At 66.5% G+C, this 18,023-nt stretch carries 17 protein-coding genes and 1 riboswitch; of the genes, 1 reads left to right on the plus strand and 16 read right to left on the minus strand.

What is annotated here, in order from left to right; all coding sequences use genetic code 11:
- Positions 1–56 precede the first annotated feature (56 nt).
- On the plus strand, positions 57–1,040 hold the full coding sequence (locus BM175_RS13945) for an alpha/beta fold hydrolase (protein ID WP_090964029.1): 984 nt from the start codon (positions 57–59) through the stop codon (positions 1,038–1,040).
- A gap of 4 nt (positions 1,041–1,044) precedes the next feature.
- Here the strand turns inward: BM175_RS13945 and BM175_RS13950 are convergent, their stop codons facing one another.
- From BM175_RS13950 to BM175_RS14025, 16 genes are all read right to left on the minus strand, one after another.
- Complete coding sequence (locus BM175_RS13950) at positions 1,045–1,896, minus strand: COG3904 family protein (RefSeq protein WP_090964031.1); 852 nt, start codon at positions 1,894–1,896, stop codon at positions 1,045–1,047.
- A 6-nt stretch (positions 1,897–1,902) separates the two neighbouring features.
- The gene (locus tag BM175_RS13955) at positions 1,903–3,189 is read right to left on the minus strand and encodes a hypothetical protein (RefSeq protein ID WP_090964034.1); all 1,287 of its coding nucleotides are present in this window, start codon (positions 3,187–3,189) and stop codon (positions 1,903–1,905) included.
- A gap of 92 nt (positions 3,190–3,281) precedes the next feature.
- On the minus strand, positions 3,282–3,998 hold the full coding sequence (locus tag BM175_RS13960) for a GntR family transcriptional regulator (RefSeq protein ID WP_175526859.1): 717 nt from the start codon (positions 3,996–3,998) through the stop codon (positions 3,282–3,284).
- A gap of 141 nt (positions 3,999–4,139) precedes the next feature.
- The gene (locus BM175_RS13965; RefSeq protein WP_090964189.1) at positions 4,140–4,736 is read right to left on the minus strand and encodes a thiamine phosphate synthase; all 597 of its coding nucleotides are present in this window, start codon (positions 4,734–4,736) and stop codon (positions 4,140–4,142) included.
- Positions 4,736–5,509, minus strand: coding sequence for a thiazole synthase (locus BM175_RS13970; RefSeq protein WP_090964037.1), 774 nt, complete (start codon positions 5,507–5,509; stop codon positions 4,736–4,738). Before BM175_RS13970 ends, BM175_RS13965 begins: the two co-directional genes overlap by 1 nt.
- Before the next feature lies 1 nt (position 5,510).
- Positions 5,511–5,708, minus strand: a complete 198-nt coding sequence (thiS, locus tag BM175_RS13975; RefSeq protein ID WP_090964038.1) for a sulfur carrier protein ThiS — start codon at positions 5,706–5,708, stop codon at positions 5,511–5,513.
- Positions 5,705–6,664 carry an FAD-dependent oxidoreductase gene (locus BM175_RS13980; RefSeq protein ID WP_090964040.1) on the minus strand — a complete coding sequence of 320 codons (960 nt, stop codon included), beginning with the start codon at positions 6,662–6,664 and terminating at the stop codon, positions 5,705–5,707. The genes thiS and BM175_RS13980 overlap by 4 nt, the downstream gene beginning before the upstream one ends.
- A gap of 101 nt (positions 6,665–6,765) precedes the next feature.
- A riboswitch (TPP riboswitch) is annotated at positions 6,766–6,877 on the minus strand.
- Entirely contained in the window at positions 6,877–8,745 is a 1,869-nt protein-coding gene (locus BM175_RS13985; RefSeq protein WP_090964041.1) for a cation:proton antiporter domain-containing protein, read from the minus strand. Its footprint overlaps the riboswitch before it by 1 nt.
- Before the next feature lie 347 nt (positions 8,746–9,092).
- Positions 9,093–9,380: a DUF2218 domain-containing protein gene (locus BM175_RS13990; RefSeq protein ID WP_090964043.1), complete on the minus strand. Its 288-nt coding sequence runs from the start codon at positions 9,378–9,380 to the stop codon at positions 9,093–9,095.
- A 141-nt stretch (positions 9,381–9,521) separates the two neighbouring features.
- Positions 9,522–10,742 carry a multiple monosaccharide ABC transporter permease gene (gene mmsB / locus BM175_RS13995; protein ID WP_090964045.1) on the minus strand — a complete coding sequence of 407 codons (1,221 nt, stop codon included), beginning with the start codon at positions 10,740–10,742 and terminating at the stop codon, positions 9,522–9,524.
- Positions 10,739–12,256, minus strand: a complete 1,518-nt coding sequence (gene mmsA / locus BM175_RS14000; protein WP_090964191.1) for a multiple monosaccharide ABC transporter ATP-binding protein — start codon at positions 12,254–12,256, stop codon at positions 10,739–10,741. The genes mmsB and mmsA overlap by 4 nt, the downstream gene beginning before the upstream one ends.
- Before the next feature lie 117 nt (positions 12,257–12,373).
- Positions 12,374–13,441: a multiple monosaccharide ABC transporter substrate-binding protein gene (gene chvE / locus BM175_RS14005; protein ID WP_090964047.1), complete on the minus strand. Its 1,068-nt coding sequence runs from the start codon at positions 13,439–13,441 to the stop codon at positions 12,374–12,376.
- A gap of 210 nt (positions 13,442–13,651) precedes the next feature.
- A complete protein-coding gene (locus BM175_RS14010; protein WP_090964049.1) occupies positions 13,652–14,299 on the minus strand; it encodes a 2-dehydro-3-deoxy-6-phosphogalactonate aldolase in 648 nt (215 codons plus the stop codon).
- The gene (locus BM175_RS14015) at positions 14,296–15,225 is read right to left on the minus strand and encodes a 2-dehydro-3-deoxygalactonokinase (RefSeq protein ID WP_090964051.1); all 930 of its coding nucleotides are present in this window, start codon (positions 15,223–15,225) and stop codon (positions 14,296–14,298) included. Before BM175_RS14015 ends, BM175_RS14010 begins: the two co-directional genes overlap by 4 nt.
- Positions 15,222–16,139 (minus strand): SMP-30/gluconolactonase/LRE family protein, encoded by a 918-nt coding sequence (locus tag BM175_RS14020; RefSeq protein WP_090964053.1) that lies wholly within the window; start codon positions 16,137–16,139, stop codon positions 15,222–15,224. Before BM175_RS14020 ends, BM175_RS14015 begins: the two co-directional genes overlap by 4 nt.
- A gap of 11 nt (positions 16,140–16,150) precedes the next feature.
- On the minus strand, positions 16,151–18,010 hold the full coding sequence (locus tag BM175_RS14025; protein WP_425285276.1) for an IlvD/Edd family dehydratase: 1,860 nt from the start codon (positions 18,008–18,010) through the stop codon (positions 16,151–16,153).
- Between the last annotated feature and the right edge of the window lie 13 nt (positions 18,011–18,023).

Consider the following 18,023-nt stretch of genomic DNA (forward strand, 5'->3'; position numbering starts at 1 on the left):
CCTTTCCATGGCATCTTCGGATGCCGAACCCGGCCCGTCGCGAGCTATTTCCATCGATGTCCCGAACCTTCAATCCCCCAGCGCGCTTCGTGATCGACAGCCCGAGCGGTGCGGCGCTGAACGTTCGCGCCTTCACCCCGACCGGCGAGCTGGTGGCCGTGCTGCTGCTGTTCCATGGTCTCGCCGAGCACGGCGCGCGCTACGAGCGGACGGCGCACGATCTCGCGGCGCTCGGCATCGCAACCTATGTCCATGATCATCGCGGCCATGGATCGACGACGGCCCACGACGCCCCGCTCCGCCGCTTCGCCAAGCGCGACGGGGTCCGCAAGATCCTGCGCGACTGCCATGCGGTTCGCGAACGGGCGCAGCGTGATTTCCCCGGCCTCCCCGTCTTCGTGCTTGGCCATTCGCTCGGCGGCGCCATCACGCTCCATTATGCGCGCCGCTACGGCGGCGGCCTGTCCGGCTGCCTCGTCTGGAACGCCGGCATGCGCTTCGGCTGGCAGGCTCGGCTCGGCAGCAGTGCGCTGCGGGTCGAGAAGATGCTGAAAGGGTCGGACGTCGCAAGCCTGGTGTTCGCCCGCGCGACCTTCGAGGCCTGGGCCCGGACAGTGCCGAACCGCCGGACCGATGCGAACTGGCTCACGCACGATCCGGCCGTCGCGGACGTTTATATCGGCGATCCGCTTTGCGGATGGACGCCGACGGTCTCGATGGCCGAGGACATCCTCTCGCTGATTCGCGAAAACGCCAGCCACGAGGCCCTGTCGCAGATCCCGCATGAGCTGCCGATCCATTGCCTCGGCGGCACGCTCGATCCAGCTACCGAGGGAGGTGCCGAGGTCACGCGTCTGGCGGATCGGCTGCGCGAGGCCGGCTCGCGCGACGTCTCGTTGACCATCGTCAAGGGCGCGCGCCACGAGACCCTGAACGAGATCGATCCCTTCCGCGCAGAGGCGCTGGACGCGCTGGAAGCGTTCGTCGAACGCCACCTCGATACGCCACCGGCCCGACCGACGACGGTCGAGCCGGACTGAACCCTCAGCTTGCGGGCGCGGACTCCGGCGTCGTCACCAGGCGAAACTCACGGAGCTCGGCGGGCGTCAGGACGTAGAGTTCGTTGGCCGGGGTCTGCATGGCGTGGATCCAGAGCCGCGGATCGACGTCCATCGCGACCAGCAGGCTCTGGCATTCGGCGATCGTCGCCTGGATCTGGGCGACGGATCGGTCGAGGTCGCGCACCCCGCCGGGTTGGCCGCCCGGCACCGCATAGACCTGATGCACCCCGACCCATGCCGATTCGCCCGCCTGTCGCGCGACGCCTCCGGCAAGGACGAGCGGACACGCCGATGCGCAATATCCGTCGGCAGGCACTTCGGTCTCGAGCTTCCGCTCGCGAACCAAAGTCGCCATCTCGATCGCGTCGCGCACCGAACCGCCCGGCGAATGCAGGGCCAGACGGCGCACGTCCCGCCCCTCCCCGTCGAGAAACCGCCGGAAGGCCTCTGCCGTGCCCGCGTCGATCCGCCCGACCGCGGACGCTGCGCCATCGGAGCCAAGATGGAACGACATCGCCTTCGCCATGGCGTCGCCGGCTGGAGGCGCGTCGTAGCCGGGAAGAACGGGTTCGCCGCGATCGGGCGCGACGGGGACCGCGCGCGGGAGATAGGGCCGGATCTGATCGCCCGGTTGCGGACGAGGCAGGCGGAGCGGCTCGGTCCGCGTCAGGCGGTCGCGATCGCCCGCGTCGCCGACGACGTTCAGGACGTCCTGCGCCAGCATCGAGGCCCCCATGGCGAGGACACCGAAGAAGACGAGGCGGAGCACGGCGCCGTCCGGCAGCGAGAGGAGCCGGCGCTCGATCCAGCCCGGTGACGCCAGATGGTCGCTCACGGCGGCCTAAAGTCTCGCCGTCTTGGCGAAGGGAGCCGGATCGTTCTGCTGCACGATGTCGTCGGCCGGATCGACGGGCGGCGCCTCGATCGGCGTCGCCGCCACCTCGCTCATCAGACGGCGCTGGATGCGCATCGCGCGCATCATGTCGACCGCGCTCATGTCGCCGATCTCGGCATCCACCTCTCCCTCCTCGCGGCGGATCTGGTCCTGCACGATGCACAGGATGAAGACGAGGACCGCCGGCAGGAGATCGATCGCGATCGCGCCCGCCCAGGACGGCAGGAAGTCGCGCGCATACATCACGACGGCATCGGGCGCGGAGAGTGGCGTGAAGCGCACGGTCTCGACGCGTGGCCGCTCCAGAATGGCGTCGGCCGCGGAGGCGAGCGCGAGGCTCTGCTGGCGAACGGCCGTCTCGACCTGTCCGACGACCGCCGTCTGACGATCCTGCAGTCCGGCATTGCCGCCATCGGCCGCGGGAGCGATGAACGTTCGCCCGAGGTCTTCCGCCGCGCGCTTGACCGACGGCGCGACCGAAGTCTGCTGCAACGAGCCGATGATGCCGGCGAGCTCGGTCGCCTGCGCCGCGTAATCGGTGCCGCGCTCCTTGACGCTGCCGTCGGCGGCCACCAACCGGCGCATCTCGCCGAGCCGGTCGCCACCCTCATTGAACAGGGCGCTGACGTCATCGCGCGAGGCCTCGATCTCCTGCGCGAGGTTCACCAGCTGCGTCGACATCTGGCTGAGAAGCTGCACCACGGTGCCCGAGCCCGACGTGCCGGTCAGCGCCCCGGACGAGCGCTCCTCGTCGGACAGGCGGGCGAAGCGCTGGGCTGCGAGCTGGATATCCGGGAGAAGGCTCTGGGCCGCCAGCGCGTTTTCATGCGCCTCGTTCAGCTTGCTCTGATACTCTTCCGTCGTGATCGACATGTGCTGCTCAAGCGCGGCCGCGCCCGCCAGCGCGGCGGCGTTCAGCCACGCCGACATCGCCATGATCATGCAGGAGCCGATCGCCATCGCGAGATAGAGCATGCGGCGGCCCGAGGGCCGGCGGACATGCGGCATGATGCGGATCAGATAGGACCAGAACGCGTAGATGCCGACGGACACCGACACGGAATAGATCACCGCGCCGAAGAAGACCGTCGTCGCGTCGCCGTCCAGAAGTTCACGCACGCCGAGATAGGTGAAGATGCCGCTGGCCGTCGCGAGGATGGCCAGCGTCATGCGTGTGGTCAGCTCGAGCCGGGCGACCTGCCCTCGCAGCGTATAGGAATGGGACGCAGCCATGCGGCTCCTCGACGGTCGAAGCGCGGACCAACATGCCGCCCCTCGACCGTTAAGGGAAAATTAAGGCGCTGGCGAGCCGGCGCCTCCCCGCGTCAGCTAGTGGCGTAGACGAGATCGTTGCCGAGGTGACAGCGAGCGATACGCAACTCGAGCGGACGATCTTGGTACGAACAGATGACGCGCTGAAGCCGCAGGATCGCGGCCTCGCCGGTCAACTTGAAGTTGCGCTTGTCGGCCGCGGTGGCGGCTTCCGCAGTCGCCTTTTCGCGCTTGTGGGTGGCCAGATCCTGGCCGGTCCATCGCGCTGTCGCCATGCTCTCGAGGCCTTCCTGCGACATGGTCTTCGCCGACGCATCGACCCGGAGGAACACCTCCTCGGTCATGAACAGGCGGCCGAGATGCGTGCGGCGTCGCTCGAACTGGAGGACAGGAGTCCGGCCGTTCACACCCAGTATGTCCGCGGCCTCCGGCGGCGCCGTCGCGAGGACGACCTTGGCCACGGAGACCTCGCCCGAAATCCGGTTTCCGGACCGGTCGAAGACGTTGGAGAAGCGGCTGCGCATCTTGCCGCCTTCGAAGTCGGCGACGATGGTGCCCTTGCCCTGATGACGCTCGAGCAGTTTGTGCTCGGTCAGGATGTCGAAGGCCTTGCGCACCGTGCCGAGGCTGATGCCGAGCGAACGGGCGATCTCGGCCTCGTTCTCGATCGCCTGGCCGGGTGCCCAGGTCTTCGATACGATCCGGGAGATGAATTCGTCCGCGACCTGCTGGTAGAGCGGGCGGGTATTGAAGGGTTTTGCGAGCGACACCGGCCGTTTCCTGTCTACTATCCTACGGAAGACGGCACACTGTAGATGCAACCTATGCGAGAATGCAACCTATGAGGGTGATGGTGCGCAGAAATTTTCTCGCGCGCCTCGTTTGAGGGTTTAATCGGTCGGCTGCAACCGCTAGCGCGTCGCGCTGATCCACTCCCGGGTACGCGCTTCCGGGTCGGGATGCCGAACGATATCGGTGACGACGGCCGCACTGTCGGCTCCCGCCTCCCAGACCGATGGCAATCGCTCAACCGTGATTCCACCGATCGCGACAAGCGGCAGCGGCCCCATCGCCTTGCGCCATGCTTGCAGTTTCGCCGGCGTCTGGGGCGCCCACTTCATCTTCTTGAGGACCGTCGGCCAGATCGGACCGAGCGCGACGTAGTCGGGCTTGGCTTCCAGAGCCGTCGCGAGTTCTGCTTCGTCGTGGGTCGAGAGCCCAAGGCGAAGCCCGGCTCCGCGGATCGCGGACAGATCGGCCTCCGCCAGATCTTCCTGCCCGAGATGGATGAAGTCCGCCCCCTCCTCGATCGCCAGCCGCCAGTGATCGTTGATGACGAGGACGCAGTCGTGCGCTGCGCAGACCGCGCGGCAACACCGGATGTGGGAGCGCAGTTCGGGAACCGTCATGTCCTTTGCCCGCAGTTGCACAAGGCGGATGCCGAGCGGCACCAGCCGTTCGATCCAGTGCGCGTCGGGCAGCACGGGATAGAACGGATCGAGGGCGATCATGCCAGCACCCCCTTTCCGAAAACGGGAGTGGACGGCGCGGCCATATCTCGGGGCTCCATCCCGCCGGCCTCGAATGCGATGCGTCCCGCCTCGACGGCCAGCCGGAAGGCCCGGGCCATGGCGACAGGGTCCGCAGCGCTGGCGACGGCCGTGTTAAGAAGAACGCCGTCGTAGCCGAGTTCCAACGCGTCGGCCGCGTGCGAGGGGCGGCCGAGACCGGCATCGACGATCAGCGTCACATCGGGAAACTGTGCCCGCAGCGACCGAAGCCCGTAGCGGTTGTTGAGGCCGAGACCCGAACCGATCGGCGATCCCCAGGGCATCAGCACCTCGCAACCGGCGGAGAGCAGCCGTTCGGCCACCACAAGATCCTCGGTCGTATAGGGAAGAACCTTGAACCCCTCGCCGATGAGGATCCGGGCGGCCTCGACGAGACCGAACACGTCGGGCTGCAACGTGTCGGCGTGGCCGATCACTTCAAGCTTCACGAGGTCCGTGTCGAGAAGTTCCCGGGCCATCTGCGCCGTCGTCACCGCTTCCTTCACGGTGTGACAACCGGCCGTGTTCGGCAGGAACGCGAGATCGAGGTCGCGGATCTCGTCCCAAAAACCCGGTCCGCCCTTCCCGATCCCGGCCGCCTCCCGGCGGAGCGAGACGGTGACGATCTCCGCGCCCGACGCCACGATCGCCTCGCGCATGGCGGCCGGCGAGGGGTAGAGTGCCGTGCCGAGCATCAGACGCGAGGCGAAGGTCCGATCATACAGGCGCATCTCAGCCCCCCTTCATCGGCGACAGAATTTCGACGGCGTCGCCCTCCGCGATCATTGTGCTTCCGCGCGCAGCCCGCGGCACGAACTCGCGGTTCAACGCCGTCGCCACAGCCTCGGGTCGGTAGTCGAGTTCGGCAAGCAGCGCATCGAGGTCAGAAGAGGCAATCTCGCAGGGCTCGCCGTTCAACCGGATCTTCATGCGGGCTCCTTGGCGCCGACGAGAATGTCGGCAGCGATCTTCGAAAAGGCGGGGGACAGGAGAAATCCGTGGCGATAGAGGCCGGAAAAGGCGACGCCGTTCTCGGTGCGGTCGACGCGAGGAAGGTTGTCCGGCAGCGCCGGGCGGCGCCCGCTGCCGACCTCCAGCACCTCCGCCTCCGCAAACGCCGGGTGCAGCGCGAAAGCGGCTGTCAGGAGTTCCACGGCCGAGCGAAGCGTGATGCCGCCGGCGGCCTCGCTCTCGACCATCGTCGCGCCGATCATGAAGACATGGTCGTCGCGCGGCACGACGTAGATCGGCCAGCGCGGATGAAGCAGCCGGACCGGCCGCTTGAGATGGACATCCGGGCATCGCACGATTGCCATCTCGCCGCGTACCGAGCGAAGACGGGGCATGGCGGCCGCAAGCCCTCGACAGTCGGCGACCCGTTCGCCTCCGAGACCGGAGGGATCGACGGCCGACCGGAAGCAAACGCGTCCTCCGGCCGCCTCGATCCGCCGGCAGAGATCGTTCAGCGCCCGGCGTGGGTCGAGATGCGCCTCGCCATCGAAGAAGAGCGCCCGCGGGAAACGGCCGCCGAGATCGGGCTCCAGCGCGGACAGCTTTTCGGCGTCCAGCCAGCGGTGCGCCTGCGTCCGTGCGGCGAACTGATTGAGATCAGCGGCGTCTCGGCCTGAAGCGATTACCAGCGTGCCGTTCATTCGGACGTCCGTCACGCCCTTCCAGAACCCGATCCCCTCGACCCCTGGCACGATGACGCTGCGATCCGCGACGCTTGCCTCGCAAAAGGGTGCCAGCATCCCGCCGGCCAGCCAAGAGGCCGAAGCGCCGAGATCGGCGCCCCGTTCGTGAACCACGACGTCGCTCCCCGCCTCGACGAGACGCAGCGCCGTCGTGAGCCCGGCCACACCGGCTCCCAGCACGTGGATGGTCATCGCCGCTCCCCAGCCGCGATCAGTCGTAATGGCGGCTGGAAGGGAAATCGCCCGCCGCGGCAAAGGGCCGGACGCGTTCGACGGCGTCTGGCAAGCCCTTCTGGAGCGGGTCACTCCATCCCTACGCCAGTGCGAACTGGATCAGGTTCATGGGGTCGCCGGGCATTCGAGCCGGCCTCTCAGTTCCCTGTCGGAACTCCCCCTGGAAGCCTTCAGGGTAAGCGATCCGACCCGGCTGTCAATGCCGCGCCGTTCATCGGCTCCTCCGCCTGCAGAATCGGACCGTCGCCAGGCGGCAGGTCCGACCGGGCATCGAGTAGGTGTTCCGCGATGGCCCTTGCGGTCACCTCGTCGCCGTTGATTACCGTGTCCGCTCCAGCGTGGATCAGTCGCTCGCGTTGTTCGCCCGAATGGACGCGGGCGGTGATGCGGACCGACGGGTTGGCGGCGCGCGCCGCGTTGATGATCGCAACGGCTTCGAAGCTGTTCGGGAACGCAAGGACGATATCGCGCGCCTTGGCGATATTGGCCGCGCCGAGCACTTCCGGCTTCACGGCGTTTCCGACGACCGCTTCCAGACCCGCCGTTCGGATACGGGCGACGCGCTTGTCCGCGTCCTCGATCACGACAAAGGACCGTCCTGCATCCGCCAATCGCTGGGCGATCCGCGAACCGACACGGCCGTAGCCGACGAGGACGAGGTGGTCGACGAGAGCGGTCGGTCTTAAATTCTCCGATTCGATCGCAACGCTGCCGGCCGGGATGTGCGTCGGCACCGTACCGGCTGGCTGTGTCTGCGGCTCGTGCCCCCTGCCCCCGCCGAACGTCGCCGGTGAGACCGACGGCGCTGCTTCCACGAGCGCCCCGCGCTCGAGCCTCTGCCTGAGGCGATCGATCGAGGAGAAGAGGATCGGGTTCAGCATGATCGACAGGATCGCGCCCGCAAGGATCAGGTCGCGAGCTTGGGGCGGAAGGATGTTCAATCGCCCGCCGAGTTCCGCGAGAATGAACGAGAACTCGCCGATCTGCGCCAGCGAAACGGAGATCGTGAGGGCAGTCGACACGGGGTGTCCGAATGCGCGCACGATGACGAAGGCGGCGAGCGACTTTCCGAAGACGATGATCAGCACCGTCGCGAGGATTGGAAGCGGATCCTCGATCAGGCTTCGCGGATCGAACAGCATGCCGACTGAAACGAAGAACAGGACCGCGAAGGCGTCACGCAGCGGCAGCGTGTCCTCGGCCGCACGGTGGCTGAGGTCCGACTCGGCCATGATCATGCCAGCGAAGAAGGCGCCGAGCGCCAGCGACACACCGAACAGCGAGGCCGCACCGAAGGCGACGCCGAGCGTGATCGCAAGCACGGCAAGACGAAACAGCTCCCGCGACCCGGAGCTGGCCGTCATCTGCAACGCCCATGGAATGATTCGCCGTCCGACCAGCAGCATCAGAACGACGAAGAGGCAGAGCTTGAACACCGTCATCAGGATGACGCCGGAGACGCCGAGTCCGAGATCGGTGAAGACGCCGCTCCCGCTGCTCGGCGCGGTCCTGCCGAGCGCCGTGGCAAACGCCGGCAGCAGCACGAGCGTCAGAACCATTGCCAGATCCTCGACGATCAGCCAGCCGACCGCGATGCGCCCCTTTCCCGTCTCGATCAGTCGCCGCTCCTGCATCGCGCGCAGGAGCACCACGGTGGACGCGACGGAGAGAGCAAGCCCGAACACGAGGCCCGCCCCAACCGACCAGCCGAGAAGCCAGGCGAGGCCCATGCCGAGGAGCGTTGCACAGGCGATCTGAACGACGGCACCCGGCAGGGCGATCGCGCGCACCGACATCAGGTCCGCCAAACTGAAATGCAGTCCGACGCCGAACATCAGGAGGATCACGCCGAGTTCGGCGAGTTCCGTCGCCAGCCCCTGATCAGCGACGAAGCCGGGCGTGAACGGTCCGACGCTGATGCCGGCCAGGAGATAGCCGACGATCGGAGAGATGCCGAAGCGGTTCACGAGCGTACCGAACACGAAGGCGAGGCCCAGTCCGGCCACGATCGTCTCGATCAACGGCATATCGTGCAGCATCGTCGCGCCCCTCGGCTTCGAATCTCTCCGGATCGTGGTTCTTCCGGGGATAGGCGATGATGGCCGCGCTTGCAGCACAAAACGCGAGGCGCACCAAGGACGGGGCGGTTTCGGTCAGTCCCGTGAGCCGGTGAGACGCGTCAGGGCATTCTCCAGCCTCTACTCCTGCGCGGGTCAAGTGGAGATGGGATCGATATGCGTTTCAACCATATCGTTCGGGGACCGTGCTTCAATCTCACAATCCTAATGATGGAGGGTCAGACCCGGCCGGGATACCGACGCCCGCTTCGCTCTTTCATCATCCCGCGATAACCGTTGCGTCTGGCTGGCTCGATCTTGAAGATCGATCAACCCTCGCGCTTCCAGTCGAATGTCAGTTCCTCTCGGAATGCGAAGCGGCGGATATGGTCGGCAACGACGCCTTCCATCCGGTCCAGCGTCTCGGTCTCGTCGGCGACGACGGCGATCTCGAGCCGGTCATCTCCGGCCAGGAGCGAAACCCGCGCAGAAGACATGTCGATCGTGCCCTCCTGCGGATCGAAGGTCACCACAAACTTGTGGGACCAGTGCTTGCAGAGCTGCTGCAGGTATCGACTGGCGTGGGTCGTCGGAACAACGGCGCGTGCGGTCGGCATGAGGACTTCCTTGGTTCGCGTCGTTCGAGCCGTACCTCTCTCCGACGGCGCCCCGCAATCCTCCTGCCACGTACTCGACGCGAAAAAGGGCGCGGCGCCGAAGTCTCGGCGCCACGCCCTTCCGATGTTAGTGACGGACCGTCAGGCCTTATTGCGGTTGTAGACGTCGAAGCAGACGGCGGCGAGAAGCACGAGGCCCTTCACCAGCTGCTGATAATCGATCGACAGCTGCATGGACGTCTGCATGCCCATGTTCAGCGCGCCCATGATGAAGGCGCCGATGACCGCACCGGTCACCTTGCCGACGCCGCCGTAGGCGGAAGCGCCGCCGATGAAGCAGGCCGCGATGACGTCGAGCTCGAGACCCGTGCCGTTCTTGGCGGTGGCCGAACCGACGCGCGCGAAGAACACGAGGCCGGCGATGGCGGCGAGGACGCCCATGTTGACGAAGGCGAGGAAGACGATCCGCTCGGTCTTTACGCCCGAAAGCTTGGCGGCCTTCTCGTTGCCGCCGACCGCGTAGACGCGGCGGCCGATCGTGGTCCGCGACGTGACGAACGCATATATCGCGATCAGGACTGCCATCAGGATCAGGACGTTCGGCAAGCCGCGATTGGTCGCGAGCAGGTATCCCATGAACAGAATGGCGACGGTGACGAGCGCCACGCGGCCGTAGAAGAACGCCTGCGGCTCGGCGACCGGGCCGACGCGGCTGCGAGCCGAACGCTTGGTGACGGCGAACATAGCAAAGCCGACAGCGAGCACGATCGCGAGGATCAGCGTCGTCGAGTTGGCGAGGCCCATGACCGGCAGGATGTCGGGGATCGTGCCCGTCGAGATCGCGCGCAGCGATGCCGGGATCGGCGAGATCGACGACGACGACCCGAGCGTCATGAAGGTCAGGCCGCGGAAGACGAGCATGCCGGCCAGCGTGACGATGAAGGACGGGATCCGCAGGAAGGCGACGAAGTAGCCCTGGATGGCTCCGATCACAGCGCCGACCACGAGACACATCACCACCGCGATGGGCACGGGTATGTCGTAGAGCACCATCAGGACGGCGCCGACGGCACCGACGAAACCGACCACGGAGCCGACCGAGAGGTCGATGTGGCCGGTGATGATGATCAGCAGCATGCCGATCGCCATGATGATGACGTAGCTGTTCTGGAGGAACAGGTTGGTTAGGTTCGAGGCCGACACGAAGGTCGGACGGCCGGTCGCGGCCGAGTAGGCGGCGAAGAACAGGATGATCGCGACCAGCGCGACCAGCATGCCGTACTCGCGAAGGTTGTTCTTGAAGTAGTCGAGGCTGGCCCCGCCCCCCTGCCCGCCCGGGGCTTCCACGGTCTTGATGCTCATGCCGCGTCTCTCCCTGCGGTACGAATGATGGCGCGCATGATGCTTTCCTGTGTCGCCTCGCCGCGCGGCAGCTCGGCCACGAAGCGCCCTTCGTTCATGACGTAGATGCGGTCGCACATGCCGAGCAGTTCAGGCATTTCCGACGAGATCATCAGAATGCCCTTACCCTCGGACGCGAGCCGCTCGATGATGGAGTAGATCTCGAACTTCGCGCCGACGTCGATGCCGCGCGTCGGCTCGTCGAGGATCAGGAGCTCGGGGTTCGAGAAGAGCCACTTGGACAGCACGACCTTCTGCTGGTTGCCGCCCGAGAGGTTCAGCGTCTTGTGGAAGATGTTGGACGAGCGGATGCGAAGGCTCGACCGGTAGTCTTCCGCCACCTTGCGCTCGCGATCCTCGTCAATCACACCGCCCTTGGCGATGCCGGGAAGATTGGCGAGCGAGATGTTCTGCCGGATGTCGTCCTCGAGCAGCAGCCCATAGTGCTTGCGGTCCTCGGTCACGTAGGCGAGCCCGGCCTCGATCGCCTTTGGGATCGTGGAGACGTCCACCGGCTTGCCGTGCAGGAAGGCTTCGCCAGTGATGTGGCGCCCGTAGGACTTGCCGAATACGCTCATCGCGAGCTCGGTGCGCCCGGCGCCCATCAGGCCGGCGATGCCGACGATCTCGCCCTTGCGGACGTTGAAGGAGACATCCTTCACGATCTGGCGCTGCGTGTTGAGGTGGTGGAACGCGTTCCAGCCTTTTACCTCGAACAGGACCTCGCCGATCTTCGGATGACGCGGCGGATAGCGGTCGTCGAGCTGACGGCCCACCATGTCACGGATGATCTGATCCTCGCTGACGCCGGATTTGCAGTCGAGCGTCGAGACCGTGGAGCCGTCGCGGATCACGGTGATGGAGTCGGCCACGCGCGAGATCTCGTTCAGCTTATGGCTGATCATGATCGAGGTAAGCCCCTGCTTCTTGAACTCCAGAAGGAGGTCGAGAAGTGCCTGGCTGTCGCGCTCGTTGAGGCTGGCGGTCGGCTCGTCGAGGATGAGCAGGCGCACCTTCTTCGAGAGCGCCTTGGCGATCTCGACCAGCTGCTGCTTGCCGACGCCCATGTCCTTGATCAGCGTCGTCGGCGGCTCGGACAGGCCGACCTGCTTGAGAAGCTCGCTCGAGCGGCGGAAGGCCTCGTCCCAGTTGATAACGCCGGCCTTGGAAATCTCGTTGCCGAGAAAGATGTTCTCGGCGATCGACAGAAGCGGCACGAGCGCCAGTTCCTGGTGGATGATGATGATGCCGACGTGCTCGGAATCGCGGATGCCGCGGAAGGAGCGAACCTCGCCGTCATAGACGATGTCGCCCTCGTAGGTGCCGTGCGGATAGACGCCCGACAGGACCTTCATCAGCGTCGACTTGCCGGCGCCGTTCTCGCCGCAGATCGCGTGGATCTCGCCCTTCTCGACGACGAGATTGACGTTGTCGAGCGCCTTCACGCCCGGGAACGTCTTGGTGATGCCGCGCATCTCGAGAATCGGTGCCAAAGCGTTCTTCCCCGGCTTGCAGAACGACGGAGCGGGAGCCGATGGCTCCCGCGAAGGCGAAGGCGAGGCACCGATACGGCGCCTCGCCAGAGCGTCAGATCAGGGCTTGATCTGGTCTTCCGTGTAGTAGCCGCTGTCCACGAGAACCGGCTTGATGTTCTCCTTGGTCACCAGCACCGGCTTCAGGAGGTAAGCCGGAACGACCTTGACGCCGTTCTCGTAGGTCTTGGTGTCGGTCACCTCGGGCTCCTTGCCCTGGCCGATCGCGTCGATCATGTTCACGGTCACCTTGGCGAGCTCGCGGGTGTCCTTGAAGATGGTCGAGTACTGCTGGCCGTTCTCGATCGACTTGACCGAGGGCACCTCAGCGTCCTGGCCCGATACGATCGGCATCGGCTTGTCGCCCGAGCCGTAGCCGACGGCGCTCAGTGCCGAGATGATGCCGATCGACAGACCGTCATACGGCGAGAGCACGGCGTTGACCGACTTGTCGCCGTAGTAGGACGACAGGAGGTTGTCCATGCGGGCCTGGGCGACGGCCGGGTCCCAGCGCAGGGTACCGACGCGGTCCATTCCGGTCTCGCCCGACGGGATCACGAGCTTGCCGCTGTCGATGTAGGGCTGCAGCACGCTCATCGCGCCGTTGTAGAAGAAGAACGCGTTGTTGTCGTCCGGCGAGCCGCCGAAGAGCTCGATGTTGAACGGTCCGGCTTCGCTCTCGAGCTTGAGACCCTGCACGATCGACTGCGCCTGGAGCACACCGACCTGGAAGTTGTCGAAGGTCGTGTAGTAGTCGACGTTCGGCGAGTTGCGGATCAGTCGGTCGTAGGCGATGACCTTGATGCCCTTGTCGTGCGCCTGCTGCAGCACGTCCGTCAGCGTCGTGCCGTCGATCGAGGCGATCACCAGCGACTGGACGCCGGCGGCCACCATGTTCTCGAGCTGGCTGATCTGCGTCGGGATGTCGTCCTCGGCATACTGCAGATCGGTCTTGTAGCCGCGCTCCTGCAGTTGCTTCACCATGTTGTCGCCGTCGGCGATCCAGCGGGCGGACGCCTTGGTCGGCATCAGCACGCCCACGGTGCCCTTCTCCTGCGCGAACGCGCCACCGGAGAGGGTCATCGCGCCGAGGGCCACCGCCGCCAGCAGGGTCTTCATTCGAATCATAGTCGTCCTCCCATCGCGACGCCGCCTTCAGCGAGCGTCCGAAAGCGCGAACCCCTCGCGCCGAGCTCTTCGAACCGTCACGGGCCCTGCCCATGCGCTTCTCGGCCCCTCCCCCGCCATGCTCCCGAATACACGGCGGCGGCGACCAATTGTCTGATGAATTATCGCATTGACGTTCACGTCGCCAATGAATTTTTTCTGCGCTCTGATTTATCGTAAACCGCAAACTCGGTCGTAGAGCAAGACGGCTTTGTCGGCGCGCTCGCGGATCTCCCCAACCGACATGCCGGGCTTGTAAAGCGAGGAGCCAAGGCCGAAGCTGCGCACGCCGACCTTGGCGTAGCCTTCGAAGTCGTCCTCCGACACGCCGCCGACCACGCCGATCTCGATGTCATTCGGCAGAACGGCGCGGATGGCGGAGACGCCGGACGGCCCCAGCACGCTGGCCGGAAAGAACTTGAGGGCCGACGCGCCAGCCGCGATCGCCTGAAACGCTTCGGTCGGCGTGAAGACGCCGGGCATCGTCACCATCCCGTGCGCGGCAGCACGCCGCAGCACCGACGCATCCACATTAGGCGAGACGAGAAGCCGTCCGCCTGCCTCGGCCAAGCGGTCGACCTGCTCCGGGGTGAGAACCGTCCCGGCACCGATGTAGTGCTCCGGTCCGCCGAGGCGCACGGCGGAGGCGATGGAGCGGAACGCATCGGGCGAATTCAGCGGGATCTCGATCGCTTCGAAGCCGGCCTCGATCAGCGTCTCGACCGACGCCTCGACCTCCTCCGGCTTGATCCCTCGCAAAATCGCGACGAGCGAACGCTTGAAGGAGGGCCAGACGACCCGCGCAGGAACATCGCTCATGTTGGACTCCGATCGGAATGAAGACGGTGCGCGGCGGCCAGCAGCCCGTGACGCACGCACTGGTCGGCGTCGAATCGGCGAGCCAACGAGAGGCCGGCCGCCGCGAATGCCGCCTCGTAGAGCGTCGCGATCGGACCCGACGCAAGCAGCGCCATCCGATCGCCGGTCCCATGAACGGTGGTCGCGCCGGCGAACTCCAGCCCGATCATCAGACCGGACAGGCGAGCCGCCTGCCCAGACGGCGCGGCGCCGTCCAGAAGCCAGCCAGCCCGCAGTTGGAACAGCGCGTTGGTCGCCTCGGCGGGATGCCGGAAACCTCGCGCGAATCCTTCGGCAAACCCGTCCGTATCCGGTCTCGGCGGCTCCGCGCCCTCGACCGCCTGGCGCAGGATCGATCCGGTGCGCAGAAGCTGGAAGAGTTCGCCGGTCATGAATGTCGAGAAGCCGATGACGGCCCCGCCGTCCAACTTCACCCATTTCGAATGCGTCCCCGGCATGCAGACCAGCCCGGTGTCGAAACCATCGGCCACGACGCCGAGGAGCTGCGTTTCCTCGCCGCGCATCACGTCCGGCGCATCGCCGCGCTGCGCGAGGCCCGGCAGGATGTGAACCGGGCGGCCCGCACTCGGAACCGGCGTCGCGCGGTTCGCGAGGTCGTCGAGCCGCGTGGGAACCGACAGATAGGCCGCCTCGACCCAGCCTGTCCGCGAGCCGACCATTCCGCACAGGATGGCCGGCGTATCGCCCGCCACGTTCATCGCGGCGAGATGCCGGGTCAGGACACCGGCGAAGTCGCCGTCGATGACTCCGGTGAGCCCCTCGGGCGTGCGACGCTCGTTGAGGACCGTGCCGTCCGAAGCGCAGGCCCAGGCCCGGAACGAGGTCGTGCCCCAGTCGACGAGAGCGTAGGCCGCTCGCCGGCTCATGGCGTCAACCGCAGGCGCGGCTCGGCCACGCCCCGCACGCCGGCCTGCACGATGAAGGTCCGGCCGGCATTGGGATCGCCTGCCCGCTCGGCCTCGTCCATGCCCTCGTAGGCTGTGGTCACGAGCAGCTGGTCGAGGTGCCGGCCGGTGAAGGCCGGGCAGCTCGGCTGACGTGCCGGAACGGAGAGCGAGCGAAGGTGCCGGCCGTCGGGGGTGAACACCTCCAGCCGTCCGGCGCCCCAGCGAGCGTTCCATACGTTGCCTTCGGCATCGGTCACCGCGCCGTCGGGCCCACCCGCGAAAGCGCCAGCCGGCACGAAAACCGACGGCTCTCCGGCGGGAAGACCGGTCTCGGGATCGAGCGACACGCGATGGATGTCGCCGCGAGCGGTATCGGCGAAATAGCCCACCGTCCCATCCGGCGAGAAGCAGATGGCGTTGGGAATCGTAATCTGAGCGTAGAGACGACGGAGTTCGCCGCCACGGAACCAGTAGATCGATCCGCGACCCGCTTCGGCCTTGCGGCCCATCGTGCCGATCCAGAGCGCGCCGGAGGGATGGACGCGGCCATCGTTCGAGCGCGTATCGGTCTCGTCGGCCTCGAGTGCCGTGTGATGCGTCAGCCGTCCGGTGGCGACGTCGCGCACGTGGAGGCCGTTCTCGGTCGCGATGACCTGCGTTTTGTCGTCGACCGTGCAGAGCTGGCTCGCCATCATCGGCAGCTCATGGACGCGAACGTCCGGGCTGGCTGACGACTTCTCGAAAAGGCGGCGTCCGACGATGTCGAACCACCAAGCCTTGTCGCTCGCGGGATCGTAGGTCGGCCCCTCGCCGAGGTGGCAGGCGGGGGCGTCGAGGATGTGGAGGGGGGCGGCCTCGACCGCCCCCGTTGCGCCGTTCTGCGGATCCTGCATCGCCGGAGGCCTCAGTGGTTGTCGCGGGGCACGCCCCTCGTCTGCGCGAGGCGCTGGTACTGAACGGCGTTCTCCAGTACCGCGCCCGTCTCCATCTGGCCCACCAGCGTGCGCTGGATCTCCTGCCAGGGGGTCTGGTGCTCGGGATACTTGTAGCCGCCCTCGGCCTTCAGCGCCGCGCGGCGCTCGGCGAGCTCGTCGTCCGAGATCAGGATGTTCGCCGTGCCACGGCCGAGGTCGATACGCACGCGGTCGCCGGTCTTGAGCACCGCGAGGTTGCCGCCCGCCGCCGCCTCCGGCGAGGCGTTGAGGATGGACGGCGAGCCGGACGTGCCGGACTGGCGACCGTCGCCGATGCAGGCGAGCGAGGTGACGCCCTGCTTGATGAGGTAGTCGGGCGCCCGCATGTTCACGACCTCGGCCGCGCCGGGATAGCCGATCGGGCCGGCGCCGCGCATGAAGAGGATCGTGTGCTCGTCGATGCCGAGCGCGGGATCGTCGATCCGGTGGTGGTAGTCCTCAGGCCCGTCGAACACCACGGCCTTGCCCTCGAAGGCATTGGGATCGTTCGGGTTGATGAGGTAGCGGTCGCGGAACTCGGGGCTGATGACGCTCGTCTTCATGATCGCCGACGAGAAGAGGTTGCCCTTCAGAACCAGGAAGCCGGCCTTTTCCTTCAGCGGCTTGTCGTAGGGCTTGATGACGTTCTCGTCCTCGATGATCGCGCCGCGGCAGTTGTCGCCGATGGTGCGGCCGTTGACGGTCAGCGCGTCCTCCTTGATGAGACCCTTCTCCATCAGCTGGTTGACGACCGCCGGCACGCCGCCGGCGTGGTAGTAGTCCTCACCCAGATACTCGCCGGCCGGCTGCAGGTTGACGAGCAGCGGGATCTCTTGGCCGAACTCCTGCCAGTCGTCCACCGTCAGCTCGACGCCGATGTGGCGCGCGAGCGCGTTGAGGTGGATCGGCGCATTGGTCGAGCCGCCGATTGCCGAGTTCACGCGGATCGCGTTGACGAAGGCGTCCTTGGTCAGGATGTCCGACGGCTTCAGGTCCTCGCGCACCATGTCGACGATGCGAAGGCCCGTGCGGTAGGCGACTTCCTGGCGGTCGCGGTAGGGCGCGGGGATCGCGGCCGAGCCCGGCAGCTGCATGCCGAGCGCCTCGGCCAGCGAGTTCATCGTGGTCGCCGTGCCCATCGTGTTGCAGTAGCCGGTGGACGGGGCCGACGACGCCACGAGCTTCACGAAGCCGGCATAGTCGATCTCGCCCTTGGCCATCAGCTCACGCGCCTTCCAGACGATCGTGCCCGAGCCCGTGCGCTGGCCGCGGAACCAGCCGTTCAGCATCGGGCCGACCGACAGCGCGATGGCGGGAATGTTGACGGTCGCGGCCGCCATCAGGCAGGCCGGCGTCGTCTTGTCGCAACCGATCGTCAGCACCACGCCGTCGAGCGGATAGCCGTAGAGAATCTCGACAAGGCCGAGATAGGCAAGGTTGCGGTCGAGGCCCGCGGTCGGGCGCTTGCCCGTCTCCTGGATCGGGTGGACCGGGAATTCGATGGCGATGCCGCCGGCCTCGCGGATGCCCTCGCGCAAGCGGTTCGCGAGTTCGAGGTGGTGGCGGTTGCAGGGCGAGAGGTCGGAGCCCGTCTGCGCGATGCCGATGATCGGGCGGCCGGACTGAAGCTCTTCCTGGCTCAGGCCAAAGTTCATGTAGCGCTCGAGGTAGAGCGCCGTCATGTCGGCGTTGTCCGGATTGTCGAACCAGGCGCGCGAGCGGAGCGTCGTGCCCGCGCGGCCGTGGCCGCGGCTGCCGCCGGCGGTCTTCAGCTCGTCCGTTCCTTCGATCTTCGTCAGGTCGTTCGACATGGTCATTTCTCCT

The organism is Aureimonas phyllosphaerae (assembly GCF_900113065.1).
Taxonomy (GTDB): domain Bacteria; phylum Pseudomonadota; class Alphaproteobacteria; order Rhizobiales; family Rhizobiaceae; genus Aureimonas; species Aureimonas phyllosphaerae.

Excerpts from the sequence above, each read along its gene's own strand:
- BM175_RS13980 (WP_090964040.1), bottom strand. The coding sequence starts at position 6,664 with ATGACCATCCACGTGCTGGGAGCCGGTGTGGCCGGGCTCACGACGGCG.
- BM175_RS14015 (WP_090964051.1), bottom strand. The coding sequence starts at position 15,225 with ATGAGCCGGCGAGCGGCCTACGCTCTCGTCGACTGGGGCACGACCTCG.
- mmsA (WP_090964191.1), bottom strand. The coding sequence starts at position 12,256 with ATGCGCGGCATCACCAAGACGTTCCCGGGCGTGAAGGCGCTCGACAAC.
- BM175_RS14010 (WP_090964049.1), bottom strand. The coding sequence starts at position 14,299 with ATGAGCGATGTTCCTGCGCGGGTCGTCTGGCCCTCCTTCAAGCGTTCG.
- BM175_RS14020 (WP_090964053.1), bottom strand. The coding sequence starts at position 16,139 with ATGCAGGATCCGCAGAACGGCGCAACGGGGGCGGTCGAGGCCGCCCCC.
- BM175_RS13945 (WP_090964029.1), top strand. The coding sequence starts at position 57 with ATGTCCCGAACCTTCAATCCCCCAGCGCGCTTCGTGATCGACAGCCCG.
- BM175_RS13955 (WP_090964034.1), bottom strand. The coding sequence starts at position 3,189 with ATGGCTGCGTCCCATTCCTATACGCTGCGAGGGCAGGTCGCCCGGCTC.
- BM175_RS14025 (WP_425285276.1), bottom strand. The coding sequence starts at position 18,010 with ATGTCGAACGACCTGACGAAGATCGAAGGAACGGACGAGCTGAAGACC.
- chvE (WP_090964047.1), bottom strand. The coding sequence starts at position 13,441 with ATGATTCGAATGAAGACCCTGCTGGCGGCGGTGGCCCTCGGCGCGATG.
- thiS (WP_090964038.1), bottom strand. The coding sequence starts at position 5,708 with ATGAAGATCCGGTTGAACGGCGAGCCCTGCGAGATTGCCTCTTCTGAC.
- BM175_RS13985 (WP_090964041.1), bottom strand. The coding sequence starts at position 8,745 with ATGCTGCACGATATGCCGTTGATCGAGACGATCGTGGCCGGACTGGGC.
- mmsB (WP_090964045.1), bottom strand. The coding sequence starts at position 10,742 with ATGAGCATCAAGACCGTGGAAGCCCCGGGCGGGCAGGGGGGCGGGGCC.
- BM175_RS13970 (WP_090964037.1), bottom strand. The coding sequence starts at position 5,509 with ATGCGCCTGTATGATCGGACCTTCGCCTCGCGTCTGATGCTCGGCACG.
- BM175_RS13990 (WP_090964043.1), bottom strand. The coding sequence starts at position 9,380 with ATGCCGACCGCACGCGCCGTTGTTCCGACGACCCACGCCAGTCGATAC.